The organism is Pseudomonas sp. Marseille-Q8238 (assembly GCF_965111915.1).
The window spans coordinates 4,976,741-5,001,043 of record NZ_CBCOPI010000001.1 but is presented as its reverse complement, the minus strand read 5'-3'; the positions used below and the strand labels follow the sequence as shown (position 1 = coordinate 5,001,043).

The following is a 24,303-nucleotide window of genomic DNA, read 5'->3' as shown; positions in this document are numbered from 1 at the left end:
GAGGAACCAAAGATGAGTAGCGGACGTATCGTTCAAATCATCGGCGCCGTTATCGACGTGGAATTCCCGCGTGATCAAGTGCCGAGTGTTTATGAAGCGCTGAAAGTAGTCGGCGCCGAGACCACCCTCGAAGTTCAGCAGCAGCTGGGCGACGGCGTGGTTCGCTCCATTGCGATGGGTTCGACCGAAGGCCTGAAACGCGGCCTGGACGTCACCCGTACCAACAAGGCCATCTCCGTACCGGTCGGTAAAGCGACCCTGGGCCGGATCATGGACGTGCTGGGCAACCCGATCGACGAAGCTGGCCCGATTGGCGAAGAAGAGCAGTGGGAAATCCACCGCCCTGCGCCGTCCTACGCCGAGCAAGCCGGCGGTAACGACCTGCTGGAAACCGGCATCAAGGTTATCGACTTGGTCTGCCCGTTCGCTAAGGGCGGTAAAGTCGGTCTGTTCGGTGGTGCCGGTGTCGGCAAGACCGTAAACATGATGGAACTGATCCGTAACATCGCCATGGAACACAGCGGTTATTCCGTGTTCGCTGGTGTGGGTGAGCGTACTCGTGAGGGTAACGACTTCTACCACGAGATGAAGGACTCCAACGTTCTCGACAAAGTGGCCTTGGTCTACGGCCAGATGAACGAGCCGCCAGGCAACCGTCTGCGCGTAGCGCTGACCGGTCTGACCATGGCCGAGAAGTTCCGCGACGAAGGTCGTGACGTTCTGCTGTTCGTCGACAACATCTACCGCTACACCCTGGCCGGTACCGAAGTATCCGCGCTGCTGGGTCGTATGCCGTCCGCTGTGGGTTATCAGCCGACTCTGGCCGAGGAAATGGGCGTTCTGCAAGAGCGCATCACCTCCACCAAGAACGGTTCGATCACCTCGGTTCAGGCCGTATACGTACCTGCGGACGACCTGACCGACCCGAGCCCGGCGACTACCTTCGCCCACTTGGACGCCACCGTCGTACTGTCGCGTGACATCGCCTCCCTGGGTATCTACCCGGCTGTGGACCCGCTGGACTCCACCTCCCGTCAGCTCGATCCGCTGGTGGTTGGTCAGGAGCACTACGAGACCGCACGTGGCGTGCAGTACGTGCTGCAGCGTTACAAGGAACTGAAGGACATCATCGCGATTCTGGGTATGGACGAGCTGTCGGAAGCCGACAAGCAGTTGGTATCCCGCGCGCGTAAGATCCAGCGCTTCCTGTCCCAGCCTTTCTTCGTGGCCGAAGTCTTCACCGGTTCGCCGGGCAAGTACGTCTCCCTGAAGGACACCATTGCCGGTTTCAGCGGCATTCTGAAAGGTGACTACGATCACCTGCCGGAGCAGGCGTTCTACATGGTTGGCGGCATCGAAGAAGCCATCGAGAAAGCCAAGAAACTGTAATCACCCATGCGCCCGGCAACGGGCGCTCACGTGAGGCTAGATATGGCTATGACAGTCCATTGCGACATCGTCAGCGCAGAAGCGGAGATTTTCTCCGGTCTGGTCGAGATGGTAATCGCGCACGGCAACCTGGGTGATCTCGGTATCGCTCCAGGCCACGCCCCGCTGATCACCGATCTCAAGCCGGGTCCTATCCGCCTGATCAAGCAAGGTGGGGAAGCCGAGGTGTTCTACATCTCCGGTGGTTTCCTCGAAGTGCAGCCGAACATGGTCAAGGTTCTCGCCGACACCGTGCAGCGTGCTGCCGATATCGACGAAGCTGCAGCCCAGGAGGCCCTCAAGGCCGCCGAGAAGGCCCTGCATGAGCAAGGCGCGGAGTTCGACTACGGTTCCGCGGCCGCTCACCTGGCCGAGGTCGCAGCCCAGCTGCGTACCGTACAGCAGCTGCGCAAGAAGTTCGGCGGCTAACGCCAACGGCTTCAACGTAGATGTGAGAAAGGGTAGCCTTGGCTACCCTTTTTCTTTTCCGTCATTTACCGGGTCATTCTTCATGTCGCTCGATATCGTCATTCTCGCCGCCGGCCAGGGCACCCGCATGCGCTCGGCCCTGCCCAAGGTTCTGCATCCCATTGCCGGCAAGCCCATGCTTGGTCACGTTATCGACACTGCCCGGCAGCTTTCGCCACGCAAGATCCATGTCGTGATCGGTCATGGTGCCGAGCGGGTTCGCGAACGCCTGGCGGCTGACGATATCCACTTCGTTCTGCAGAGTGAGCAGCTTGGCACCGGGCATGCAGTGGCTCAGGCGCTACCGGCGCTGGAAGCAGACAAGGTGTTGATCCTCTATGGCGATGTACCGCTGACCCGGGTGGAAACCCTTACTCGTCTGCTCGAACAGGCCAACGACGCTCAGCTAGGGTTGCTGACGGTCAATCTGGCCGACCCGACGGGTTATGGTCGTATCGTGCGTGATGCCGCCGGCGTGGTTCAGGCCATCGTTGAGCACAAAGACGCCAGCGAGGCGCAGCGGGCGATTTGCGAAGGCAACACCGGCATTCTCGCCGTGCCCGGCAAGCGCCTTGGTGACTGGCTGGGGCGCTTGTCCAATAGCAATGTCCAGGGCGAGTACTACCTCACCGACGTCATTGCCATGGCTGTGGCCGACGGCCTGGTGGTGGCCACCGAGACCGCCGCGGACGAGATGGAGGTGCTGGGTGCCAACGACCGCATCCAGCTGTCGCAGCTCGAATGCCACTACCAGCAGCGTGCGTCCCGCCAGTTGATGGCCCAGGGAGTCACTCTGCTCGATCCCCACCGTTTCGATGTACGCGGAGAGGTCACGGTAGGGCGCGACATCACCATCGATATCAACGTGATTCTCGAAGGCAAGGTCGTCATCGAGGACGACGTGCAGATCGGCCCTAATTGCGTGATCAAAAATTCCACCCTGCGCAAAGGCTCCGTCGTCAAAGCCAACAGCCACCTGGAAGGTGCCGAGCTGGGCGAGGGTGCCGATTGCGGCCCGTTCGCTCGCCTGCGTCCGGGTACCGTGCTGGGCGCCAAGGCCCATGTGGGTAACTTCGTCGAGTTGAAGAACGCCGTGCTGGGCGAGGGTGCGAAAGCCGGCCACCTCAGCTACCTGGGCGATGCCGAAATCGGCGCGCGGACCAACATCGGCGCTGGCACCATCACCTGTAACTACGATGGCGCCAACAAGCACCGCACGGTGTTGGGCGAGGATGTGTTCATCGGTTCCAACAGTTCGCTGGTGGCGCCGGTGAGCCTGGGCGACCGAGCTACCACGGGCGCGGGCTCGACCATCACGCAGGACGTGAGTGACGGTAGCCTGGCGGTGGGACGTGCCAAGCAGCGCAACATCGAAGGCTGGAAGCGCCCGACCAAGGGCTGATCCAGTCACCCATGAAAAAGGGCCGCTTAGCGGCCCTTTTTGTTTCTCAAGCCTTGCGGCTGGGTGGCGCCATGAACTCCGGGCCGACCGGATCCTTGATGCATTCAGCGAGAATCGCATCGATGCGTTGCAGGTCTGTGCTGTTCAGCTTCCAGCCGTAGGCCTGATCCACACCCTCAAGCTGCGACGGCTTGCGTGCACCCCACAGGGCGATGGTCGGGCCGCGATCCAGTACCCAGCGGATCGCCAGGGCCAATACCGATTTACCATGTTCGCTGGCCAGCTCTTCCAGGCGAGCGACGGCCGCCAGGTACTGGGCAAAACGCGGTGCCTGGAATTTGGGATCGGATTTGCGCAGATCATCCCCTTCGAACACCGTCTGCGCATTCATCCGCCCGGACAGCAGGCCCCGGCACAAGGCACCATAGGCCAGCACGACCAGCCCGTTCTGCTCGGCATACGGCAGTACATCGGCGTCGATGGCACGCTCGAACAGGTTGTACGGTGGCTGCACGGTGGCCAGTTGTGCATGTTGGCGGAAGCCATCCATTTGCTCGGGCGAATAGTTGCTCACACCAATCGCCAGGATCTTGCCTTCGCTGCGCAGCCGTTCCAGCTCCCGAGCAGTCTCCTCGTGCGCAACCAGTGGGTCGGGCCAGTGGATCTGGTACAGATCGATGTAATCGGTCTTGAGTCGACGCAGGGAGTCTTCCACTTCGCTGCGGATGCGCTCGGCTGTGGCATTGCGGCGGATGCCGTCGCCCCATTGCAGGCCTGCCTTGGTGGCGATAACAGCCTGATCACGGATGCCTTCCAGCGCTTTGCCGACCAGCTCCTCGGAATGGCCGAAACCATAGACCGGGGCCGTGTCGATCAGGTTGATGCCACGTTCCACGGCATGGCGAATGGTTTGTACTGAAGCGGCATCGTCAGGACCACCCCACATCCAGCCACCAATGGCCCAGGTGCCCAGGCCGATGCGTGAGACGGGTTTGTCGATTCCGGAAATACGGATGTGTTCAACGCTCATGCAAGCAACTCCTGAGGGACAGTAGAAAGTTTGAACAATCTATCTCATGCAGTGTTGAATAGGGCTCAATGAGCCGTTCACTTTACGGCAAGCATGGAGGTGTCCGATGCCCGCGTTCACCCGCTCAGAACTGGCGGATCTCAATGTATTCATGACCATCGTGCGGCGGCGAAGTTTTCGTCATGCGGCCCATGAGCTGGGCGTCAGCACCTCGGCCCTGAGCCATTCCATGCGCAATCTGGAGACGCGCCTGGGGGTCAAGTTGCTCAACCGGACCAGCCGTTCGGTGGTACCCACTGCCGCCGGGCAGGCGTTGGCGGACAAGCTCGACACGGGCTTTCAGAGTATCCGCGAGGCATTGAGCGAGCTGGATGTGCACCGTGCGGCGCCAGCCGGACGCCTGAGCCTGAATGTTCCGCGAGATGCTGCGCGCCTGCTGCTCAGGCCTGTGCTCAAACGCTTTTGCCAGAGCTACCCGGATATTCAACTGGAGATCACCGTCGAAGATCGCCTGCTGGATATCGTCGCCGATGGTTTCGATGCCGGCATCCGTTATGGCAGCACCGTGCCTCAGGACATGGTCGCGGTGCCGCTTACCGAGGAGCTTCGCTGGATCGTCGTGGCAGCCCCGGAATACCTCGCCCGCCATGGCACCCCGCAGCATCCGGCCGATCTGCTGCGCCATCGCTGTATCCGCATGCGCCTGGGCGATAACACCCATTACAAGTGGGAACTGGGCAATGGCGTGGATGCCGTGCATGTCGATGTGCCTGGCCCGCTCAGTACCAATGAAACCGACGCAACAGTGGCCGCTGCAGTCGACGGTGTCGGGTTGGCCTATTGCCTTGAAGTACGCGTGGCGGATGAATTGCGCAACGGCACTCTGCGCGCGGTCTTGTCCGAGTGGGCCTCTCTCGGGCCACCGCTGTGCCTGTACTACCCAAGCCGCCATCAGGCGCAGCCGGGCTTGCGGCAACTGGCGGACATGATTCGCGAGCAATGGCGAGCTATCTGATGGCTGGCTGCCGTTTTTGTCTTGCCGGACTTGACGCGGGAGGCGAGTAAGTTTTGAATTGCGCAATTATCTTTCGAATCGAAACTTAAAGATGATCAAACGCAACACGCCACAACGTCGCCACACCATCCTTTCGCTGCTGAGCGAACAGGGAGAAGTGAGCGTTGATGAGCTGGCCAAGCGCTTCATGACCTCCGAAGTAACGATCCGAAAAGACCTGACCGAACTGGAACGCAATGGCTTGCTCTTGCGTCGTTATGGCGGCGCGATCTCCATGCCGCAGGAACTGATCGCCGATGGCCAGCCGATTTCCCGCCACAAGCAGGCCATTGCTCAGGCTGGGGTGGCATGTATTCGCGAGCATGCACGGATCATCATCGACAGCGGCACCACCACGGCGGCAATGATTCCACTGCTTGGGCACAAGCCCGGCTTGGTGGTGATGACCAACTCGCTGAACGTGGCCAATGCCTTGCGCGATATCGAGCACGAGCCAGTGCTGCTGATGACCGGCGGCACCTGGGACCCGCACTCCGAATCCTTCCAGGGTCAGGTCGCCGAGCAGGTGTTGCGTTCCTATGATTTCGACCAGTTGTTCATTGGTGCCGATGGCATCGACCTAAGCCGTGGCACCACGACATTCAATGAACTGCTCGGCCTGTCCCGGGTGATGGCCGAGGTGGCCCGTGAAGTGGTGGTGATGGTCGAAAGCGACAAGATCGGCCGCAAGATTCCCAACCTGGAACTGCCCTGGAGCAGCATCCATACCCTGATCACCGATGACCGCCTGGACGAGCAGGCGGCCGAACAGTTGAAGGCGCGCGGGATCAACCTGATCTGCGCGTCTGTCCCAGCCTGAGGAGAAACACCCATGTGTGGCATTGTTGGCGCCGTTGCCGAACGTAATATCACCGCGATCCTGGTCGAAGGCCTCAAGCGCCTAGAATACCGGGGCTATGACAGCGCCGGCCTGGCGGTCTTCGACAACAGCGGCACGCTGCAGCGCGTGCGCCGTGTGGGCAAGGTCGCCGAGCTGGATCAGGCCCTGGCGGGTGAGCCGCTGGTTGGCCGCCTGGGCATCGCCCATACGCGCTGGGCCACGCATGGTGCGCCCTCCGAGCGCAATGCTCACCCTCACTTCTCCAGTAATGAGTTGGCCGTGGTGCACAACGGCATCATCGAAAACCACGAAGCCCTGCGCGCGCAGCTCAAGGGCCTGGGTTATGTGTTCAGCTCCGATACCGATACCGAAACCATCGTTCATCTGCTGCACCACAAGCTGGCCGAGTTTGGCGACCTGGCCACCGCGCTGAAGGCCGCAATTGGCGACCTGCATGGTGCCTATGGCCTGGCGGTGATCAGCGCCAGGCAGCCGGATCGCCTGCTCGCTGCACGCAGTGGCAGCCCGCTGGTGATCGGCCTGGGCCTGGGCGAGAACTTCCTCGCCTCCGACCAACTGGCCCTGCGCCAGGTCACCGACCGCTTCATGTACCTGGAAGAAGGCGATATCGCCGAGATCCGTCGCGACAGCGTGCAGATCTGGGATGCCAGCGGCGCCCCGGTGCAGCGCGAGCAGGTGCAATACCACGAAGGCGCGGAAGCCGCCGACAAGGGCGAATACCGTCACTTCATGCTCAAGGAAATCCACGAGCAGCCCAAGGTCGTGCAGCGCACCCTGGAAGGCCGCCTGGCCAGCGATTACGTGCTGGTACAGGCTTTTGGCCTGCAAGCCGCCGAGCTGTTCGCCAAGGTGCGCAATGTGCAGATCGTCGCCTGCGGCACCAGCTTCCATGCCGGCATGGTCGCCCGTTACTGGCTCGAAGGGTTGGCCGGGATTCCCTGCCAGGTCGAAGTCGCCAGCGAGTTCCGTTACCGCAAAGTGGTGGTACAGCCCGATACCCTGTTCGTCAGCATCTCCCAGTCCGGTGAAACCGCCGACACCCTGGCCGCGCTGCGCAATGGCAAGAGCGGCGGCTACCTGGCCAGCCTGGCGATCTGCAACGTCGGCATCAGCTCGCTGGTGCGCGAATCCGACCTGACCCTGCTGACCCAGGCAGGCCCGGAAATCGGCGTGGCCTCGACCAAGGCCTTCACCACGCAACTGGTCGCCTTGATGCTGCTGACCCTGTCCCTTGGCCAGGTGCGTGGCACCCTGGAGGATGGTGTTGCCGCTGAACTGGTGGAAGAACTGCGCCGCCTGCCGACCCGCCTGGGCGAGGCGTTGGCCATGGACAAGACCGTGGAGAAAATCGCCGAGCTGTTCGCCGAGAAACACCACACCCTGTTCCTCGGTCGGGGTGCGCAATACCCGGTGGCCATGGAAGGGGCGCTCAAGCTCAAGGAGATTTCCTACATCCACGCGGAGGCCTATCCGGCGGGCGAACTGAAGCACGGCCCGCTGGCCCTGGTCGACGCCGACATGCCGGTGGTCACCGTGGCGCCGAATAACGAGCTGCTGGAAAAGCTCAAATCCAACCTGCAGGAAGTGCGCGCGCGCGGTGGCGAGCTGATCGTCTTCGCTGACGAACAAGCGGCCATGAGCAACGGTGAAGGCACTCACGTGGTGAACATGCCGCACATCCACGATGCACTGGCGCCGATCCTCTACACCCTGCCGCTGCAACTGCTGTCGTATTACGTCGCGGTGTTCAAAGGCACTGATGTCGACCAACCGAGGAACCTGGCCAAGTCGGTGACGGTGGAGTAAGCCGGGTTCGAAAAACCAATAAAAAAGCGGGCCAAGGCTCGCTTTTTTATTGGCTGGAGGAATGGGTAGCTTTAGAAAATAAGAACTGTCGCATCCAGGGCCAGGCTCATTGCCCGTGCGATGCGGGGCTGATGAAATAATGGCTGTAGTGGACTGGGTTAATCAGAGGTGAAGGCGTGGTGCAGTGCGCTTCGGCCAAGTCCCACAAAAGCCGAAATGGGCGATGCGTCGAGAGAAGCTCAGTCAGCGCTAAACCGTCTGCTGGGATGAGGTGATTGGGGGTCGTGGCTAGGTGACGCTGAGAAAATGCCTGGGCCAGAAATGACAAATGCGATCTCGAAAGATCACCTCAAACCAAGTTTCGTCACCGATATAGGATGCCGGGAGAGGAAGCTCTTGGGCAGCATGCAAAGGATAAGTCTGCCAGAAGTGGGCGGTCTTAGAGGGCTGAGCAGACCATCCTTGAGGTTTGGCATCAATAAAATCAGGGGCGATTCCGTCATCTGGTCGCCATCCATCAGGCGATGCTCTATAAACCTAAAACTGATACAGCCGCGTTACACATTGAGCCTAGAACAATGCCAGGTAAACCGGATGGATGACCTGTCATGACATAAGGAATTGCGCCATGAAGTACAGCGCTGCAACATTCCCGCCTCGCCACTCCCTGATTCTCTCCGCCGCGATTGCCGCTTGCATATGGGGGGCAGACAGTGCCCGGCTGGCGAGTGCGCAAGTGACCTTCACGGGTGATGTGAATCCCACGCCGCTCCCTGGCATTGACTGGGTCGTCGGTGGCGATCTTGTCGTGGGTGATGGTGCCGCCGGAACCTTGCTTATCGATGCGGGTGGAACCGTCAGCGGCACCGTAGACGCCTATGTCGGCAACTTCGACAGCGGCACGGTGACCGTCCAGGGGCAGGGCGGGGCAGGCAATGCATCCACCTGGACGATAGACGGTGATACCTATATCGGCGTCGAGATGGGCAGCACTGGCCGGCTGGATATCCTCGATGGTGGCGTGGTGAGTAGCGAGGGCAGCGTTTCTATCGGTCGAGAAGTTGGCAGTACCGGCAACGTCACCGTGTCGGGGGCCGACTCCTTGTGGGACGCCAGGTCGGCCGCGAATCCAAGTCCCAGCTTTCAGATCGGTGTCGGCGGTATTGGCACGCTGGATATCAACGATGGTGGCGTGGTACGCAGCCAGCAAGGGCTGATAGGCGTCATTGGTGGGGGCGATGGCCGTGTCACCGTCAACGGTCTTGGGTCGAGCTGGGCTCCGCTCGACAACATCTATGTCGGTTTCGAGGGCACGGGTCTGCTGCAGGTAGAGGACGGTGCCGCGGTCAGTACCGAGCAGGCCGGCGGTGGCGCTGCGACCATCTACATCGGCTATCGCGCAGGCAGTGACGGCACGGTGAGCGTATCGAGCACCACGGGCGATGTCTCGACGCTGAGTGCGACCGACGACCTGCGGGTGGGCGTCGAGGGCAGCGGCTCGATTTCGATCGACAGCGGCGGCCTGGTGCAGATCGCCGACAACGTGCATATCGCCGATACCGCCACCAGCAGCGGCACGCTACAGCTCAACGGCAGCGCCGCTGGGCGCGGCGTCCTCGAAACCGGGGCGGTGATCGCTGGGCTCGGTACTGCCGATCTCGATCTCGATGGCGGAATCCTGCGCGCCAACCGTGACGAGAGCGACTTCCTGAGAAACTTCACGGCGGGCTTGGCCGTCGGCGCGGAAGGCGCATGGTTCGATAGCAATGGCTATGACATCGGCATCGACACGGCCTTTTCCGGCACCTCGAGCTTCAACAAGCTGGGCACGGGAACGCTGACCCTGATGGGCAACAGCGCCACCTTTACCGGTGACGCCCTGGCACAGGCCGGAACCCTGCAGGTCGATGGCACCCTGGGCGGCACCATGGACGTGCTGGCTGGGGCGCGTCTTACCGGTATCGGCCAGGTCGGCGTCACCACCAACCGTGGGGTGATCGCACCGGGGCAACCAGGCAGCCTGGGAACGCTGACGATTGCCGGGGATTACACGCCAGCCGGCGGCAGTATCGAAATCAGAACCCAACTGGGCGACGATAGCTCACTGACCGACCGCCTGGTGATCACCGGCTCGACCTCGGGCAGCACACCCATCACCGTCATCAACGTCGGCGGTGTCGGTGCACAGACCACCGAAGGGATCAGGATCATCGAGGTGGGTGGTGCGTCCAATGGCGTATTCACCCTGGCGAGCAGCACGACCTACGAAGGTGACCCGGCGGTGGTGGCTGGGGCCTACGCCTATCGGCTGTATCAGGGCGGTGTATCGACGCCCCTGGATGGCGACTGGTACCTGCGCTCGGTCATTCAGAATACCTCCGCGCCGCCTGGCACGCCGCTTTACCAGCCGGGTGTTCCCAGCTACGAGGCTTATCCGCAGATACTACTCGGGCTCAATGGCGTGCCGACGCTGTATCAGCGCGTGGGCAATCGTCTATGGGAGAAGGGCAGTGCAGCGTCGTCGGCAGAGGATGCCAGTGGCCGTTTTATCACTCCAAGTGGCGTCTGGATACGGGTGGAAGGCGGGCACAATCGTGTCGATCCGCAGCGTTCGACCTCCGGCAGCGAGTATCGCTATGACATGAGCAAGACGCAGATCGGTCTCGATGCGCTGTTGCTGCAGAACGACGGCGGCCACCTCGTTGGTGGCCTCTCCCTGCATTACGTCAACGGCAGCGCTGACACCAAGTGGCGCTATGGCGCGGGTGACTATGGCTCTGGCGACATTTCCACCGATGGCTATGGCCTCGGTGCCACGTTGACCTGGTATGGCAACGACGGCTTCTATGTCGACGGTACCGTGCAGGCGACCTGGTACGACAGCGACCTGTCAGCGCGTCCGGTGCGTGGCCTGGTCAGCGACAACGATGCCTTCGGCTACGCCTTCTCGCTGGAAAGCGGCAAGCGCATCACCCTGGAGCGCGGCTGGGTCATTACCCCGCAGGCTCAGGTGACCTATTCGAAGGTGCGCTTCGACAGCTTCAGCGATGTATTCGGCGCCTCGGTTCGCCCCGGTCGCGATGACAGCTTGCAAGGGCGTGTGGGTGTCAGCCTGGAGCGTCAACTCGACGGTACGCGTCTCTACACCATCGCCAATCTGTACAACGAGTTTCTCGACGGCACCTCGGTGCGTGTCGACGATCAGGTGTTTCGCAGTCGCGACGACCGCGTGCGTGCCGGCATCGGCATCGGTGGTTCGCATGACTGGAACGGCGGCAAGTACTCGCTCTACGGTGAAGGCAACTTCAGCCGCAGCCTGGCCAACAGCGACTCCTACGGCTATGGCGCCACGGTTGGTTTTCGTGTCAGGTGGTGAGCACGAGCCACGACCTTCAAGAAAAGTGGGGCGGATTTACGGATCGGCGCACAACACCAGCCCACCAAAAACAAATCTGAACCAGCCCCGCTTCACGGGCACCGACCTAGGCAATACGGGGGCTGTGTCGACGGGAGCGTTGTGAACTGGCTGTTATCGGCTAGTAGCGGCCGTTAGGGCTGCGCTACCTGAAAGCTACCGTAAAACTAAAGCGCTGCTTTGCTCGGGTAGCTGGCCGATGGACCGTCTTGGATCATTGTGTGTGCGGAGTAGGCTGCTTGCTACTGCACTGGTATGCATCCGGCAGCACCCCAATGCCTTACCACAGCATGCTAATTAGTGGCCCTTAACAAGTTTCGTACTGGTTTTTTATCCAGTTATCTGCGGGTATAGTTGATAGCCTCTATACGCTTAGGTCGCCTCCCTCATGAATCGCTGCTTCTGGTGCTCCGACGATCCGCTCTATCAGGCTTACCACGACGAGGAGTGGGGGGTGCCGCAACGCGACCCGCAGTGGCTGTTCGAGATGTTGTTGCTCGAAGGGTTCCAGGCAGGGTTGTCCTGGATCACCGTGTTGCGCAAGCGCGAACGTTATCGGCAGGTGCTGTTCGGCTTCGATGTGGAGCGCCTGGCGGTGATGACCGATGAGGAAATCGAAACCTTGATGCAGGACCCCGGCATCATCCGCAATCGTCTCAAGCTGCAGGCGGCGCGACGCAATGCCCGGGCCTGGCTGGCATTGGAAGATCCGGTGACATTGTTGTGGTCCTTTGTCGGCGGTGCGCCGAAGATCAACCACTTTTCCGGACGCGGTGACGTGCCGGCGGTGACGCCCGAAGCCGAAGCGATGAGCAAGGCCCTGAAGAAGCGTGGCTTCACCTTCGTCGGGCCAACCATCTGCTACGCCTACATGCAGGCTGCCGGCATGGTCATGGACCACACCGTCGACTGCGACCGTCACCGAGAACTGGCGGGCTGAACCGACCGGGCAAGGCGGTTACAATGACGCCTTTCAAGTCTGCGGGAGTGGTTCGTGGAAAAGCTCAAGGGCGCTCTGGTTGTCGGTTTTCTGCGCATGTTTGCCTTGTTGCCCTGGGGCGCGGTGCAGGCTGTCGGCAGCGCCATTGGCTGGCTGATGTGGAAGCTGCCCAATCGTTCGCGCGAAGTAGCGCGCATCAATCTGCTCAAGTGTTTTCCCGAACTCGATGCGGCAGCGCAGGAACGCCTGTTGCGCCAGAGCCTGATTGGCATCGCCAAGACGCTGGTTGAAAGCGCCTGTGCCTGGATCTGGCCCGCGCAGAAATCCATCGAGCTGATTCGCGAAGTCGAAGGCCTGGATGTGCTGCAGGCGGCGCTCGCCAGTGACAAGGGGCTGGTGGGCATAACCAGCCACCTGGGTAACTGGGAAGTCCTCAATCATTACTATTGCAGCCTGTGCAAACCGGTGATTTTTTACCGCCCGCCGAAGTTGAAGGTGGTAGACGAGCTGCTGCGCAAGCAGCGTGTGCAGTTGGGCAATCGTGTGGCGCCATCGACCCGTGAGGGCATTCTCAGCGTGATCAAGGAAGTGCGCCGAGGTGGTGCGGTGGGTATTCCGGCTGATCCGGAGCCGGCCGAGTCTGCCGGGTTCTTCGTGCCGTTCCTGGGTACGCAAGCGCTGACCAGCAAATTTGTCGCGGGCATGCTGGCTGGCGAGAAGGCGCACGGTGTCTTTATCCATGCGCTGCGCCTGGAGGACGGCTCGGGCTTCAAGGTGATCTTCGAAGCGGCACCCGCCGAGATGTACAGCACGGATGCCGAGACCTCGGTACGGGCCATGAGTCAGGTGGTGGAGCGTTATGTACGCCGCTATCCCGATCAGTACATGTGGAGCATGAAGCGCTTCAAGAAACGCCCGGCCGGTGAGGCGAAATGGTATTGATGCCGACACATTAAGGCAGTACCGTCAGGCGACTTCCAGACGTAAAACAATAGGTCAAAGCATGGAAAACAAGCGTGTGCACCTGCGTACCCCGCTCAAGGTTCAGCTGCGTATCGATCACCCGGTGCATGGCCAACTGATGGTGACCACGCGCGATATTTCCGAGACCGGTGTCTACGTGGTGGTCGACGATGCACAGAGCCTGTTGCGCGTCGATGAAGAGGTCAATGGCCAGGTCCAGGGCCTGCCCATCGAGGCGCCCATCCTGGCGATGAAGGTAGTGCGCGTCGAGCCTATGGGAGTGGGCCTGACGTTCCTTGGTAATCACTGAGGGCGCTGCGGCGCGAGATTAGTTGGGCGCCTGTACCGGGTGTTGCTTGTCGAGCTTGCGCAGGAACACCAGCATTTCCTTTTCCGTCTGCTTGTCGCCACGCTGGCGCGCCACTTCCAGGCCGTTGTGCCAGGCCTGGCGTGTTTCTTCGATCTTCCCCTGAGCCTGGCAGGCCTTGCCGAGCAGTTTCCACGCCGCCGAATAGTTGGGGTCGAAGCCCAGGCACTTCTGCAGGTGCTCGGCCGCCAGCGCCGGTTGCCCATCATCCAGGTAACTCTTGCCCAGACCAAAGCGCAGTAGGGCGTTGTCGACACCTTTGGCCAGCAGCTTTTCCAGGGAATCGAGCATCGGGGTTTCCTTCAAGGGCAGGGCTAGAAGAATGTGAGACCGACCTGGAACAGGCGTTCCACATCGCGAATGTACTTCTTGTCGACCAGGAACAGGATGACGTGATCACCGGACTCGATCAGGGTGTCGTCATGGGCGATCAGCACTTCCTCATCGCGGATGATAGCGCCGATGGTGGTACCGGGCGGCAGGGTGATTTCGCCGATCATTCGTCCCACGACCTTGCTCGATTTCGCGTCGCCGTGGGCGATGGCTTCGATGGCTTCGGCAGCACCACGGCGCAACGAGTGCACGCTCTCGATATCGCCGCGGCGCACGTGGGCGAGCAGGGTGCCGATGGTGGCCAGCTGCGGGCTGATGGCGATGTCGATATCGCCGCCCTGGACCAGGTCGACGTAGGCCGGGTTGTTGATCAGTGTCATCACCTTGCGTGCGCCCAGGCGCTTGGCCAGCAGCGAAGACATGATGTTGGCCTCATCGTCGTTGGTCAGGGCCAGGAAGATGTCGGCATCGTTGATGTTTTCTTCCACCAGCAGGTCGCGGTCGGAGGCGCTGCCCTGCAGGACGATGGTGCTTTCCAGGTTATCCGAGAGGTGCCTGCAGCGCGCCGGGTTCATCTCGATGATCTTTACCTGGTAGCGGCTTTCGATGGCCTCGGCCAGGCGCTCGCCAATATGACCGCCGCCGGCGATGACCACTTTCTTGTAGTTGTCCTCGAGGCGGCGCATCTCGCTCATCACCGCGCGGATGTGTGCACGGGCAGCGATGAAGAACACTTCGTCATCGGCTTCGATGATGGTATCGCCCTGCGGCATGATCGGCCGATTACGGCGGAAGATGGCGGCCACGCGGGTGTCGACATTGGGCATGTGCTCACGGATCTGACGCAGTTGCTGACCCACCAGCGGGCCGCCGTAATAGGCCTTCACCGCGACCAGCTGCGCCTTGCCCTCGGCGAAGTCGATCACCTGCAGCGCACCGGGGTATTCGATCAGGCGCTTGATGTAGTTGGTCACGACCTGTTCCGGGCTGATCAGCACGTCGACCGGGATGGCTTCGTTGTTGAACAGGCCGCTGCGCGTCAGGTAGGCCGACTCGCGCACACGGGCGATCTTGGTCGGCGTATGGAACAGGGTATAGGCGACCTGGCAGGCGACCATGTTGGTCTCGTCGCTGTTGGTCACCGCGACCAGCATATCGGCATCATCCGCGCCGGCCTGGCGCAACACTGTGGGGAACGAACCGCGACCTTGCACGGTGCGGATATCCAGGCGATCACCCAGGTCCCGCAGGCGGTCGCCGTCGGTGTCGACCACGGTGATGTCGTTAGCCTCACTGGCCAGGTGTTCGGCCAGTGTGCCGCCGACCTGCCCGGCACCGAGAATAATGATCTTCATCGAATAACTCCGTTTAGACCCTTTTTACGATATTGCGAGCTAGAGCCAGGCAAGGCGAAGGCGGGCGAGGAGGCGCAGTTTACAGCTGGTAAATGAGCATTCCGAGCCCGCTTTCAACACAGCCTGGCCGACGCGTAGCAGATCGTAGACAGGGTCTAGCCGCGGGGCGTCGCGGCGATCTTCATCAGCTTGGCATAGTAGAAGCCGTCGTGGCCGTCCACCTGCGGGAACAATTGTCGTCCGTGTGCCTGTTTGAGGCCGGCTTGCGTGTCGAGATCCAGCTCGCGGGCACCTGGGGTGCGGGCGAGGAAGGCGGCGATGCCGTCGCTGTTTTCCGGCGGCAGGACCGAGCAGGTGGCGTAGAGCAGCACGCCGCCCACTTCCAGGGTCGGCCACAGAGCATCCAGCAGCTCGCCTTGCAGCACGGCCAGGGCGGCGATGTCGTCAGGCTGGCGGGTCAGCTTGATGTCCGGGTGGCGGCGTATCACCCCGGTGGCGGAGCAGGGCGCGTCGAGGAGGATGCGCTGGAACGGCTTGCCATCCCACCACACCGCGGTGTCGCGACCATCGGCGGCGATCAGGGTGGCGTGCAACTGCAAACGCTCGAGGTTTTCGCGCACCCGCGTCAGGCGGCTGGCCTCCAGATCCACGGCAACCACTTCGCTCAGGCCAGGCTCGGCTTCGAGCAGGTGGCAGGTCTTGCCGCCCGGCGCGGCGCAGGCATCGAGCACGCGCTGGCCAGGGGCGAGGTCGAGCAGGTCGGCGGCCAGTTGTGCGGCTTCGTCCTGCACGCTGACGCGGCCTTCGGCGAAGCCGGGCAGGGTCTTCACATCCCGGGCTGCGAGCAGGCGGATGCCATCGCGGCTGAAGGTGCAGGATTCGGCTTCGATGCCAGCGTTGCGCAGCTCGGCGAGGTAGGCCTCGCGGCTGCCATGGCGGCGGTTGGCTCGCAGGATCAACGGCGGGTGGGCGTTGTTCGCAGTGCAGATGGCTTGCCACTGCTCTGGCCAATAGGCCTTGAGTGCTTTCTGCAACCAGCGTGGATGGGCGGTGTGCAGCACCGGGTCACGGTCCAGGCTGGCGAAAATCGCCTCGCCGTCGCGCTGGGCATTGCGTAGCACTGCATTGAGCAGGCCCTTGAGCGAGGACTTCTTCAGTTTGTCGACGCAGGCGACGGTTTCGCTGATGGCTGCGTGGGCTGGAATTCGGGTGTGGAACAGCTGGTACAGGCCGACCAACAACAGCGCCTCTATGTCACGGTCTGCGGCCTTGAACGGCTTTTGCAGCAGCTTCTCGGCGAGCAGGGCCAGACGCGGTTGCCAGCGGGCGGTGCCGAAGGCGAGGTCCTGCGCCAGGCCGCGGTCGCGCTCGTCGACCCGTTCCAGCAGGGGCGGCAGGCTGCTGCCGAGCGAGGCCTTGCCATTCAATACGCTGGCCAGGGCGCGTGCAGCTGCCAGACGCGGGTTCATCGGCATGGCTCCGTGTTCATCACTGCAGCACCGTGCCGACGGCGAATTGCTCACGACGGCTGTTGAACAGATCAGCGAAGGCCAGCGGCTTACCACCAGGCAACTGCAGGCGCGTCAGGCGCAATGCCCCTTCGCCACAGGCCACGGTGAGGCCTTCCTTGCTGGCGGCGAGAACCGTTCCGGGCGTGCCGCGGCCTTCGCCCAGGCTGGCGGCGAGCACCTTGAGCGGCTCATTGTTGAGCGTGCTGTGGCAGATCGGCCAGGGATAGAAAGCGCGCACCAGGCGTTCCAGCTCAACAGCCGGGCGGTGCCAGTCGAGGCGCGCTTCGTCCTTGTTCAACTTATGCGCATAGGTGGCGAAGCTGTCGTCCTGCACTTCGCCTTGCAGCGTGCCGGTGGCCAGGCCGTCGATGGCTTGCAGCACGGCCGGCGGGCCGAGTTCGGCGAGACGGTCATGCAGGCTGCCGCCGGTGTCGTCGGCGCTGATCGGGGTGGTCACCTTGAGCAGCATCGGCCCGGTGTCCAGGCCGGCTTCCATGCGCATCACGGTTACACCACTCTCGGCATCACCGGCTTGCACGGCACGCTGGATCGGCGCCGCGCCGCGCCACCGCGGCAGCAGCGAGGCATGGCTGTTGATGCAGCCCAGGCGTGGGATATCCAGCACCACCTGGGGCAGGATCAGGCCGTAGGCGACCACCACCATCAGGTCCGGCATCAGCGCCGCCAGTTCGGCCTGGGCCTCGGCATCGCGCAGGGTCTGCGGTTGATACACCGCGATGCCATGTTGTACGGCGAGCTGCTTGACCGGGCTGGGTGTGAGTTTCTGTCCGCGACCGGAGGGGCGATCCGGTTGGGTGTAGACGGCCACCACCTGGCGTCCGGCGTCGAGCAGGGCCTGCAGGTGCTGGGCGGCGAATTCGGGAGTACCGGCAAAAACGATGCGCATCGGTGGCTCGCTGTGGTTCTGGGCTGCAAAGAAAAAGGCTTGCCGAGGCAAGCCTTTGGATTCGGCGATCAAGCCTGCTGGCGGTGCTGCTTTTCCAGCTTCTTCTTGATCCGGTCGCGCTTGAGGTTGGACAGGTAGTCGACGAACAGCTTGCCGTTGAGGTGATCGCATTCATGCTGGATGCAGACGGCGAGCAGGCCCTCGGCGTGCAGTTCATAGGGCTTGCCATGGCGGTCCAGCGCCTTGATCAGCACCTTCTGCGGGCGGTCGACGTTTTCATAGAAGCCCGGCACCGAGAGGCAACCTTCCTGATACTGGTCCATCTCTTCGGTGAGGGATTCGAACTCGGGGTTGATGAACACCCGTGGCTCGCTCTTGTCCTCGGACAGGTCCATCACCACCAGGCGCTTGTGTACGTTGACCTGGGTCGCGGCCAGGCCGATACCGGGCGCGGCGTACATGGTCTCGAACATGTCGTCGATCAGTTGCTGCAATGCGTCATCGAATACAGTGACCGGCTTGGCAATGGTGCGCAGGCGCGGATCGGGAAATTCGAGGATGTTGAGAATCGCCATAGATGTTTGTGATGCACTTGTGGAATAAAGTCAAAAACCGCTGCTAATATGCTGAACAGCTTTGAAAAAGGGCTATGAAGTCGCATCTGCCGCGGCTTCCAGGCGTCTGCCACATAATAAAGGGATTCACCGCATGAGGAAATCACTACTCGCCCTGCTGCTTGTGGCCGCCGGCGGGCTGGCCCATGTCGCTACGGCCCAGACCGCTATGGTCCAGGCGGAAGTTCGACTCAAGGATGGTCACCCAGACCGCTACACGGTCGTCAAAGGCGACACCCTCTGGGATATTTCTGGCAAGTTCCTCAGCCAACCGTGGAAGTGGCCGGAGATCTGGCATGCCAATCCCCAGGTCGAGAATCCCCATCTGATCTACCCGGGCGATACCCTGAGCCTCGTCTACATCGATGGCCAGCCACGCCTGCAGCTTAACCGTGGCGAGTCGCGCGGCGTCATCAAGCTGTCGCCGCAGGTGCGCAGCACCCCGATGGCCGAAGCCATTCCGGCGATTCCGCTGGAGGCGATCAACAGCTTCCTGCTGACCAACCGCATCATCGATACACCGGAAGATTTCGCCAGTCGCCCCTATATCGTGGCGGGTGATTCCGAGCGCGTTGTCAGTGGTGCCGGTGACCGCCTGTACGCCCGTGGCCAGTTCAACGAACAGGACCCGGTGTATGGCATCTTCCGCCAGGGCAAGAAATACATCGACCCTGAAACCAAGCAATTCCTTGGCATCAACGCTGACGATATCGGCACCGGTGAAGTCGTGGCCCAGGAGGGTGATATCGCCACCGTAGCCTTGAGCCGTACTACCCAGGAAGCGCGAATTGGCGACCGCTTGTTCCCCACTGAACATCGCGCGGTCAACTCCACCTTCATGCCCAGCGAACCACAAACCGAGATTCGTGGCGTTATCCTTGATGTCCCGCGTGGGGTAAGCCGTATTGGTCAGCTCGATGTGGTAACCATCAACAAGGGCAAGATCGATGGCCTGGTTGAAGGTAACGTACTAGCCATCTACAAGACCGGCGAAACCGTACGTGACCGCGTTACCGACAAGCCGATCAAGATTCCGGATGAGCGTTCCGGCATGCTGATGGTGTTCCGTACCTACGAGAAGTTGAGCTACGGCCTGGTGCTTTCCGCCAGCCGCGATCTCTCGGTCATGGATAAGGTTCGCAACCCCTGAGCAATCCCCAAGCCCCGCACTGCGGGGCTTTTGCTATTCCCGTGTTACCAGGCCATCGTGGGTGGCCGTCGATCAAGGATGATCGCCATGACTGCTTGTTCTCCTGCCGAACTCGAGGCGCGCCTGCGTCTCCATACCCTGCCTGATCTGGGGCCTCGCCGGTTTCGTCGCTTACTTGATGCCTTTGGCTCTGCGTCCGCTGCGCTGAGTGCGCCATCTGCTGCCTGGCGTTCGCTGGGGTTGCCAGTGGCGTGTGCGGAGCCTCGGCGCAGTGCACCGATTCGCGAGCGAGCAGCCCAGGCCCTGAGCTGGCTGGATCAGCCCAACCAGCATCTGCTGATGTGGGACGACCCCGCCTACCCGGCTCTACTGGCTGAGCTGAGCGATGCACCGCCTCTGCTGTTCGTGGCCGGCGATGCATCGATCCTGGAGCGGCCTCAGCTGGCTATGGTTGGCAGCCGGCGAGCGTCACATGTGGGGCTGGATACGGCGCGCGCGTTCGCTCGCAGTCTGGCCGGTGGTGGCTTTGTGGTCACCAGCGGATTGGCGCTGGGCATTGATGGCGCGGCGCATCAGGGAGCGCTGGCGGTGGCCGGCAAGACAGTGGCGGTGCTGGGGACTGGCTTGCTGCGGCTGTATCCGCAGCGTCATGCCGGGCTGGCTGACGCAATCATCGAGGGCGGTGGTGCGTTGGTCTCCGAACTGCCGCTGGATTGTCCGCCGCATGCGAGCAATTTTCCGCGGCGCAACCGCATCATCAGTGGACTTTCATTGGGCGTGCTGGTGGTCGAGGCGAGTCCCTCCAGCGGCTCATTGATCACTGCGCGGCTGGCCGCTGAGCAGGGGCGCGAGGTGTATGCCATTCCCGGCTCGATCCATCATCCCGGTGCGCGGGGTTGTCATCAGTTGATCCGCGATGGAGCGACGCTGGTGGAAAGCGTCGAGCATATCCTCGAAGCCCTGCGTGGCTGGCAGACGCCATCCGCGACTCCAGAAGCGCACGCCTGTGACGATCATCCCCTGCTGGGGCATTTGCGTGCCGCCCCCATGACCAGCGAAGGCCTGGCGAAGGCCAGTGGCCTTGGCATTGCTGAAACCCTGACGGCATTGACCGAGCTTGAACTCGAGGGGCGCGTGGCGTGCGAGGCAGGGCGCTGGCTACACCGCGTCAGGTGAGGGCTGTACACTCGCGCCAGATCGTTTGGTGGGGGCGTCGTGATGTACAGCAACTGGCAGGTAAAACGTGTGGCACAGGTCGTCCGTGAAGGCGGTGTGATCGCTTATCCAACCGAGGCCGTTTGGGGCCTGGGATGCGACCCCTGGAACGAGATCGCAGTGGACCGCCTGCTGGCGCTCAAGGAGCGGCCAGTGGACAAGGGCCTGATCCTGGTGGCGGACAATATTCGCCAGTTCGACTTTCTTCTCGAAGACCTCCCCGAGCCTTGGCTCGATCGTCTTGCCAGCACCTGGCCAGGGCCGAATACCTGGCTGGTGCCGCACCAGAACCTGCTGCCTGAATGGATTACCGGCCGCCACGACAGCGTGGCCCTGCGTGTCAGCGACCATCCACTGGTGCGCGATCTCTGTGCCCTGGTCGGCCCCCTGGTCTCGACCTCAGCCAACCGCACCGGCCGCCCTGCCGCGCGTACGCGTTTACGTGTTGAGCAGTACTTCCGTGGCCAGGTAGACGCGGTATTGGGCGGCGCACTCGGTGGGCGGCGCAACCCGAGCACCATCCGCGATCTGGTCAGCGGCGAGGTGGTGCGACCGGCCTGAATGCGCGGGTGGCAGGGAAGGCACGCCATTTCGTACAGGAGGATTGAGGCCTGGGCCGGTCAGATCATGGCCAGTGAAAGGAGCGGATTCCTCGATGCCTGGACTGTCTTGTACGGTGCAGGACGGAGCCAAATGGGTCCGACCATACTTTTACCCCTTATTTTCAGCACTGAAACAGAGCCTTTAAAATCAATGACTTGAAGAGGACATAAAAAAGAGGGTTTTTCATGGCTGTCGAGCAACAGGACCTTCTATAACGCACCTCTTGGCGTTAATGTCTCTACTTCACTGCCGTATAGGCAGCCTTCTTGATGCCATTGAGTTTGGCGCAAACTATCAATTTCTGGCAGTGACTGTCACTGAAACCCGGAGGGGATACCTCTAATCTGGCCCTGTCATTCACTTCTTCATGACGAGGCTTGTCCCATGTATTCAAAGTTTGGCTCACTGCTGGGCGCGGTATGGTTATCACTGGTGTTTTGCGGCAATGCGAATGCAGAGCGCAACGTCAATGAACAGTTCTTTGCGGCCGATATTACCGATGTCTACGACTATGTAACTCAACCAGATCGCTGGCATGAGTGGCACCCGGTTTCATTGGGCGCTGAGACCGGCACCGTCGGCACATTGCCTAACGGGCATAAGTTCAAGGAAAGAATAAAACTGTTCGGGCAGGAAGTTGAGATGAACTATGAGGTTGTTATCGCTTCGCCGCCCAATGAGTTCAAGACCGTATTCACGTCGCCAATGATCGACGGCAGCATCCACTATCAGTTGGTAAAACAAGGCAACGGTACAGTGTTCAAAAGAACCCTGGATTATTCGCTCGATAAATATATCCAGCAATTGAAGAGTGGCATGGTGAAGATGTCCGATATCGCCCTGAACAATCTCAAGAACAAAGTCGAGAGTCACCCGTAATCCATTTAATTGCGTGAGAGAGCGACATGTCCCTTTTACCCATCACGTTATTGCCCGTGACGCGTTCATTGGGTCTGCTGGTGCTGTCGCTCTTTATCGCCGGGTGCGGTTCGAAGCCAGTGGTGTCGGCTGCACACGTAACGACCCTGACCGTAGCGCTGGCCAACACGCATATCGTCGATACGCAGGGCGTGCGCATCATGATCGACTCCGGCAAACACGGTGATGAGCCGAAGTTGCTCGAGGAGATGGCAGCCGCTGGCATTGCTCCGGAAAGCATCGATTACCTCATTCTCACCCATGGGCACACGGATCATGCGGGTGGTGCTGCGTTGTTCCAGCGCCAGTTCGGGACGAAAGTCATCGCGAGCCGGGCCGAGCAGCAGATGCTGGCGGCCGGAAAGAACGGCGTTCTCTGCCCCACAACGCTGCTTGCGCGTTTTCTTCAACCCTCCATTGAGCGCGAGTCCTACCCACCTGTGGTGGCGGATATCTGGGTGGACGATAGCTTCGATCTGCAGGCGCTGGGGATTGTTGGCGAGGTGGTGGCGGTGCCGAGTCATACGGCCGGCTCGCTGGCGGTCATCATCGGTGAGAATGCGTTTGTCGGGGATTTGCTGCGGGGAGAGCTGCTGAGCAAGACCCAGCCAGCGCGGCATTTCTACATGTGCGACCTGCAAACGAATGACCGGGATATTCAGCAGATTCTTGCCTACCCCAACGTACGCAACTGGTACACCGGGCACATGGGGCCTGTATCCGCCGAGGCGGTCAGGCAATCATTCCAGCCCTAGGCGGGCGACCTCGCATACCTAACCTGGAACGCCAGGGATCTGCTCAGTCGAGCGCCTTGTGCGTTCTTTTCCAATGCCCGGGGTTCTGCCCGGTCCAGCGTGCGAATGCCCTGGAAAAACTCGCGGCTTCGGCATAGCCGAGGTGTTGGGCGATGCTGTGCATATCCAGGGTCGATGCGCTGAGCATCTGCTTGGCCAGACGCTGTTTAATCTGGTCGTTGAGCTGCCTGAAGCTCAGGCCTTCATCCGCCAGGCGCCGATGCAGCGTACGATCCGAGAGGCCGATGCAGGTGGCGACGTCCTTGCTGGTGAGGAGGCTGGAGGGGTTTTCAAGCAGCACTTGCTGAACCCGGTGCACGAGCGATGAGCCGTTGGGCGACAGCTGGATTTCCTGGATCAGGCGTCCGCACAGTTGCTCGCCCTGAAACCGGGAGGCCAGGTTGGCCTGGGGCAGAGGGTGATGCAGGTCGTCATTGGCAAACAGCACGCCATTTCGCGGCGCCGCAAACTGGAGGGGTGTCGGTAGCTCGGAATAGCCCGTGTGCGCATCGGGCGGGGCGTCAAAACGCACCTGGACTTCCAGTGGCACAACATCGCGCTGCATCAGCTCTGAAACCACCGACATGACAGCGCTCAGCCCGCGTTCGACGACAAAGCGGCGGGTATCTTCAGGCAGGACGCGCTCATCAAAGATTACCCACACGCCGCGTGGTTCGACTTCGGTTTTGACCGGGCAAATCGCCAGGGCCAGGGACTGAAAGCGATCCAGCGTGCTCAGCGCATTCATCAGGGTTTCGCTGGCCAGCATGGTAAAGCCGAGAATCCCCAGCGAGGTGAGGTGGTAACGCCGACCCACAGCAATGCCCAGGCCGGGATGATCGATTTGTTGAAGCAGATTCCGAATGACTGCCAGTTCCTGCCAGGCTTCGATCTTGCCATTGAATGCGCTGAACGTGTCCGCTGCTATTGCACTGCCGGCCAGGCAGGCCGTAATAGAAACCGCATGTTCCTCGGCTATTTCCAATACATAGCGAACGCCGGAAGCATCACGTTTTTGCCGCCAGTCCACGCACGCCTCCAGAGGCCATCATTGTTTTTATAAAGTGTGGGTAGGGTAAATCGGCTGGATGTTATCGAGACAGCCGACTGTTCAAGAAGAGGGTGGCATTAAGTTTCCCCATGTTACTTGTTTATCGGTTGCCGAGTT

At 61.3% G+C, this 24,303-nt stretch carries 23 protein-coding genes; 16 read left to right on the top strand and 7 right to left on the bottom strand.

All coding sequences use genetic code 11. The features are described from left to right. The first annotated feature begins 12 nt into the window (after positions 1 to 12). From atpD to glmU, 3 genes are all read left to right on the top strand, one after another. Entirely contained in the window at positions 13 to 1,389 is a 1,377-nt protein-coding gene (atpD, locus tag ACWPW0_RS23045) for a F0F1 ATP synthase subunit beta (RefSeq protein ID WP_447595461.1), read from the top strand. A 42-nt stretch (positions 1,390 to 1,431) separates the two neighbouring features. Next, positions 1,432 to 1,857 (top strand): F0F1 ATP synthase subunit epsilon, encoded by a 426-nt coding sequence (locus tag ACWPW0_RS23040; RefSeq protein WP_068828730.1) that lies wholly within the window; start codon positions 1,432 to 1,434, stop codon positions 1,855 to 1,857. Positions 1,858 to 1,939: 82 nt separating this feature from the next. Continuing rightward, on the top strand, positions 1,940 to 3,298 hold the full coding sequence (glmU, locus tag ACWPW0_RS23035) for a bifunctional UDP-N-acetylglucosamine diphosphorylase/glucosamine-1-phosphate N-acetyltransferase GlmU (RefSeq protein ID WP_454256672.1): 1,359 nt from the start codon (positions 1,940 to 1,942) through the stop codon (positions 3,296 to 3,298). Between the two features lie 46 nt (positions 3,299 to 3,344). Here glmU and ACWPW0_RS23030 read toward each other — a convergent pair whose 3' ends face one another. Next, complete coding sequence (locus tag ACWPW0_RS23030; protein WP_447595456.1) at positions 3,345 to 4,328, bottom strand: aldo/keto reductase; 984 nt, start codon at positions 4,326 to 4,328, stop codon at positions 3,345 to 3,347. 106 nt (positions 4,329 to 4,434) lie between these two features. Here ACWPW0_RS23030 and ACWPW0_RS23025 point away from each other — a divergent pair, with 106 nt between their 5' ends. The 8 genes from ACWPW0_RS23025 to ACWPW0_RS22990 all read left to right on the top strand — a co-directional run bounded on the left by ACWPW0_RS23025 (position 4,435) and on the right by ACWPW0_RS22990 (position 13,678). After that, positions 4,435 to 5,343 (top strand): LysR family transcriptional regulator, encoded by a 909-nt coding sequence (locus ACWPW0_RS23025; protein WP_454256671.1) that lies wholly within the window; start codon positions 4,435 to 4,437, stop codon positions 5,341 to 5,343. Positions 5,344 to 5,434: 91 nt separating this feature from the next. Beyond that, positions 5,435 to 6,202 (top strand): DeoR/GlpR family DNA-binding transcription regulator, encoded by a 768-nt coding sequence (locus ACWPW0_RS23020; protein WP_447595452.1) that lies wholly within the window; start codon positions 5,435 to 5,437, stop codon positions 6,200 to 6,202. 12 nt (positions 6,203 to 6,214) lie between these two features. Next, positions 6,215 to 8,050, top strand: coding sequence for a glutamine--fructose-6-phosphate transaminase (isomerizing) (gene glmS / locus ACWPW0_RS23015; RefSeq protein WP_454256670.1), 1,836 nt, complete (start codon positions 6,215 to 6,217; stop codon positions 8,048 to 8,050). Between the two features lie 184 nt (positions 8,051 to 8,234). Next, positions 8,235 to 8,303, top strand: a complete 69-nt coding sequence (locus tag ACWPW0_RS23010; RefSeq protein ID WP_454256785.1) for a hypothetical protein — start codon at positions 8,235 to 8,237, stop codon at positions 8,301 to 8,303. 375 nt (positions 8,304 to 8,678) lie between these two features. Then, positions 8,679 to 11,426: an autotransporter family protein gene (locus ACWPW0_RS23005; RefSeq protein WP_454256669.1), complete on the top strand. Its 2,748-nt coding sequence runs from the start codon at positions 8,679 to 8,681 to the stop codon at positions 11,424 to 11,426. Between the two features lie 427 nt (positions 11,427 to 11,853). Next, positions 11,854 to 12,405: a DNA-3-methyladenine glycosylase I gene (locus tag ACWPW0_RS23000; RefSeq protein WP_447595447.1), complete on the top strand. Its 552-nt coding sequence runs from the start codon at positions 11,854 to 11,856 to the stop codon at positions 12,403 to 12,405. Positions 12,406 to 12,459: 54 nt separating this feature from the next. Then, on the top strand, positions 12,460 to 13,347 hold the full coding sequence (locus ACWPW0_RS22995) for a lysophospholipid acyltransferase (RefSeq protein WP_447595445.1): 888 nt from the start codon (positions 12,460 to 12,462) through the stop codon (positions 13,345 to 13,347). Positions 13,348 to 13,408: 61 nt separating this feature from the next. Continuing rightward, positions 13,409 to 13,678 (top strand): PilZ domain-containing protein, encoded by a 270-nt coding sequence (locus ACWPW0_RS22990; RefSeq protein WP_447595443.1) that lies wholly within the window; start codon positions 13,409 to 13,411, stop codon positions 13,676 to 13,678. 18 nt (positions 13,679 to 13,696) lie between these two features. Here ACWPW0_RS22990 and ACWPW0_RS22985 read toward each other — a convergent pair whose 3' ends face one another. From ACWPW0_RS22985 to def, 5 genes are all read right to left on the bottom strand, one after another. Further along, positions 13,697 to 14,026 carry a tetratricopeptide repeat protein gene (locus ACWPW0_RS22985; protein WP_447595441.1) on the bottom strand — a complete coding sequence of 110 codons (330 nt, stop codon included), beginning with the start codon at positions 14,024 to 14,026 and terminating at the stop codon, positions 13,697 to 13,699. 23 nt (positions 14,027 to 14,049) lie between these two features. Next, entirely contained in the window at positions 14,050 to 15,423 is a 1,374-nt protein-coding gene (gene trkA / locus ACWPW0_RS22980) for a Trk system potassium transporter TrkA (protein WP_447595439.1), read from the bottom strand. A 155-nt stretch (positions 15,424 to 15,578) separates the two neighbouring features. Continuing rightward, complete coding sequence (rsmB, locus tag ACWPW0_RS22975; RefSeq protein WP_454256668.1) at positions 15,579 to 16,892, bottom strand: 16S rRNA (cytosine(967)-C(5))-methyltransferase RsmB; 1,314 nt, start codon at positions 16,890 to 16,892, stop codon at positions 15,579 to 15,581. Positions 16,893 to 16,911: 19 nt separating this feature from the next. Next, positions 16,912 to 17,841 carry a methionyl-tRNA formyltransferase gene (gene fmt, locus ACWPW0_RS22970; RefSeq protein ID WP_454256667.1) on the bottom strand — a complete coding sequence of 310 codons (930 nt, stop codon included), beginning with the start codon at positions 17,839 to 17,841 and terminating at the stop codon, positions 16,912 to 16,914. Between the two features lie 68 nt (positions 17,842 to 17,909). Beyond that, the gene (gene def / locus ACWPW0_RS22965; RefSeq protein WP_447595433.1) at positions 17,910 to 18,416 is read right to left on the bottom strand and encodes a peptide deformylase; all 507 of its coding nucleotides are present in this window, start codon (positions 18,414 to 18,416) and stop codon (positions 17,910 to 17,912) included. A gap of 133 nt (positions 18,417 to 18,549) precedes the next feature. Here def and ACWPW0_RS22960 point away from each other — a divergent pair, with 133 nt between their 5' ends. The 5 genes from ACWPW0_RS22960 to ACWPW0_RS22940 all read left to right on the top strand — a co-directional run bounded on the left by ACWPW0_RS22960 (position 18,550) and on the right by ACWPW0_RS22940 (position 23,096). Continuing rightward, the gene (locus ACWPW0_RS22960; RefSeq protein ID WP_447595431.1) at positions 18,550 to 19,605 is read left to right on the top strand and encodes a LysM peptidoglycan-binding domain-containing protein; all 1,056 of its coding nucleotides are present in this window, start codon (positions 18,550 to 18,552) and stop codon (positions 19,603 to 19,605) included. Positions 19,606 to 19,692: 87 nt separating this feature from the next. Next, complete coding sequence (gene dprA, locus ACWPW0_RS22955; protein ID WP_454256666.1) at positions 19,693 to 20,781, top strand: DNA-processing protein DprA; 1,089 nt, start codon at positions 19,693 to 19,695, stop codon at positions 20,779 to 20,781. 42 nt (positions 20,782 to 20,823) lie between these two features. Continuing rightward, entirely contained in the window at positions 20,824 to 21,381 is a 558-nt protein-coding gene (locus ACWPW0_RS22950) for an L-threonylcarbamoyladenylate synthase (protein ID WP_447595427.1), read from the top strand. Between the two features lie 426 nt (positions 21,382 to 21,807). Then, positions 21,808 to 22,302, top strand: a complete 495-nt coding sequence (locus tag ACWPW0_RS22945) for an SRPBCC family protein (RefSeq protein WP_454256665.1) — start codon at positions 21,808 to 21,810, stop codon at positions 22,300 to 22,302. A gap of 26 nt (positions 22,303 to 22,328) precedes the next feature. Then, positions 22,329 to 23,096 (top strand): MBL fold metallo-hydrolase, encoded by a 768-nt coding sequence (locus ACWPW0_RS22940; RefSeq protein WP_454256664.1) that lies wholly within the window; start codon positions 22,329 to 22,331, stop codon positions 23,094 to 23,096. Between the two features lie 43 nt (positions 23,097 to 23,139). On the opposite strand, the gene ACWPW0_RS22935 is transcribed toward ACWPW0_RS22940, so the two are convergent. Then, positions 23,140 to 24,165, bottom strand: a complete 1,026-nt coding sequence (locus ACWPW0_RS22935) for an AraC family transcriptional regulator (RefSeq protein ID WP_454256663.1) — start codon at positions 24,163 to 24,165, stop codon at positions 23,140 to 23,142. Positions 24,166 to 24,303: the final 138 nt, after the last annotated feature.

Bases quoted from the DNA above. Each gene is read 5' to 3' on its own strand.
- atpD (WP_447595461.1), top strand. From the start codon at position 13: ATGAGTAGCGGACGTATCGTTCAAATCATCGGCGCCGTTATCGACGTG.
- ACWPW0_RS23040 (WP_068828730.1), top strand. From the start codon at position 1,432: ATGGCTATGACAGTCCATTGCGACATCGTCAGCGCAGAAGCGGAGATT.
- glmU (WP_454256672.1), top strand. From the start codon at position 1,940: ATGTCGCTCGATATCGTCATTCTCGCCGCCGGCCAGGGCACCCGCATG.
- ACWPW0_RS23030 (WP_447595456.1), bottom strand. From the start codon at position 4,328: ATGAGCGTTGAACACATCCGTATTTCCGGAATCGACAAACCCGTCTCA.
- ACWPW0_RS23025 (WP_454256671.1), top strand. From the start codon at position 4,435: ATGCCCGCGTTCACCCGCTCAGAACTGGCGGATCTCAATGTATTCATG.
- ACWPW0_RS23020 (WP_447595452.1), top strand. From the start codon at position 5,435: ATGATCAAACGCAACACGCCACAACGTCGCCACACCATCCTTTCGCTG.
- glmS (WP_454256670.1), top strand. From the start codon at position 6,215: ATGTGTGGCATTGTTGGCGCCGTTGCCGAACGTAATATCACCGCGATC.
- ACWPW0_RS23005 (WP_454256669.1), top strand. From the start codon at position 8,679: ATGAAGTACAGCGCTGCAACATTCCCGCCTCGCCACTCCCTGATTCTC.
- ACWPW0_RS23000 (WP_447595447.1), top strand. From the start codon at position 11,854: ATGAATCGCTGCTTCTGGTGCTCCGACGATCCGCTCTATCAGGCTTAC.
- ACWPW0_RS22990 (WP_447595443.1), top strand. From the start codon at position 13,409: ATGGAAAACAAGCGTGTGCACCTGCGTACCCCGCTCAAGGTTCAGCTG.
- ACWPW0_RS22985 (WP_447595441.1), bottom strand. From the start codon at position 14,026: ATGCTCGATTCCCTGGAAAAGCTGCTGGCCAAAGGTGTCGACAACGCC.
- trkA (WP_447595439.1), bottom strand. From the start codon at position 15,423: ATGAAGATCATTATTCTCGGTGCCGGGCAGGTCGGCGGCACACTGGCC.
- rsmB (WP_454256668.1), bottom strand. From the start codon at position 16,892: ATGAACCCGCGTCTGGCAGCTGCACGCGCCCTGGCCAGCGTATTGAAT.
- fmt (WP_454256667.1), bottom strand. From the start codon at position 17,841: ATGCGCATCGTTTTTGCCGGTACTCCCGAATTCGCCGCCCAGCACCTG.
- def (WP_447595433.1), bottom strand. From the start codon at position 18,416: ATGGCGATTCTCAACATCCTCGAATTTCCCGATCCGCGCCTGCGCACC.
- ACWPW0_RS22960 (WP_447595431.1), top strand. From the start codon at position 18,550: ATGAGGAAATCACTACTCGCCCTGCTGCTTGTGGCCGCCGGCGGGCTG.
- dprA (WP_454256666.1), top strand. From the start codon at position 19,693: ATGACTGCTTGTTCTCCTGCCGAACTCGAGGCGCGCCTGCGTCTCCAT.
- ACWPW0_RS22950 (WP_447595427.1), top strand. From the start codon at position 20,824: ATGTACAGCAACTGGCAGGTAAAACGTGTGGCACAGGTCGTCCGTGAA.
- ACWPW0_RS22945 (WP_454256665.1), top strand. From the start codon at position 21,808: ATGTATTCAAAGTTTGGCTCACTGCTGGGCGCGGTATGGTTATCACTG.
- ACWPW0_RS22940 (WP_454256664.1), top strand. From the start codon at position 22,329: ATGTCCCTTTTACCCATCACGTTATTGCCCGTGACGCGTTCATTGGGT.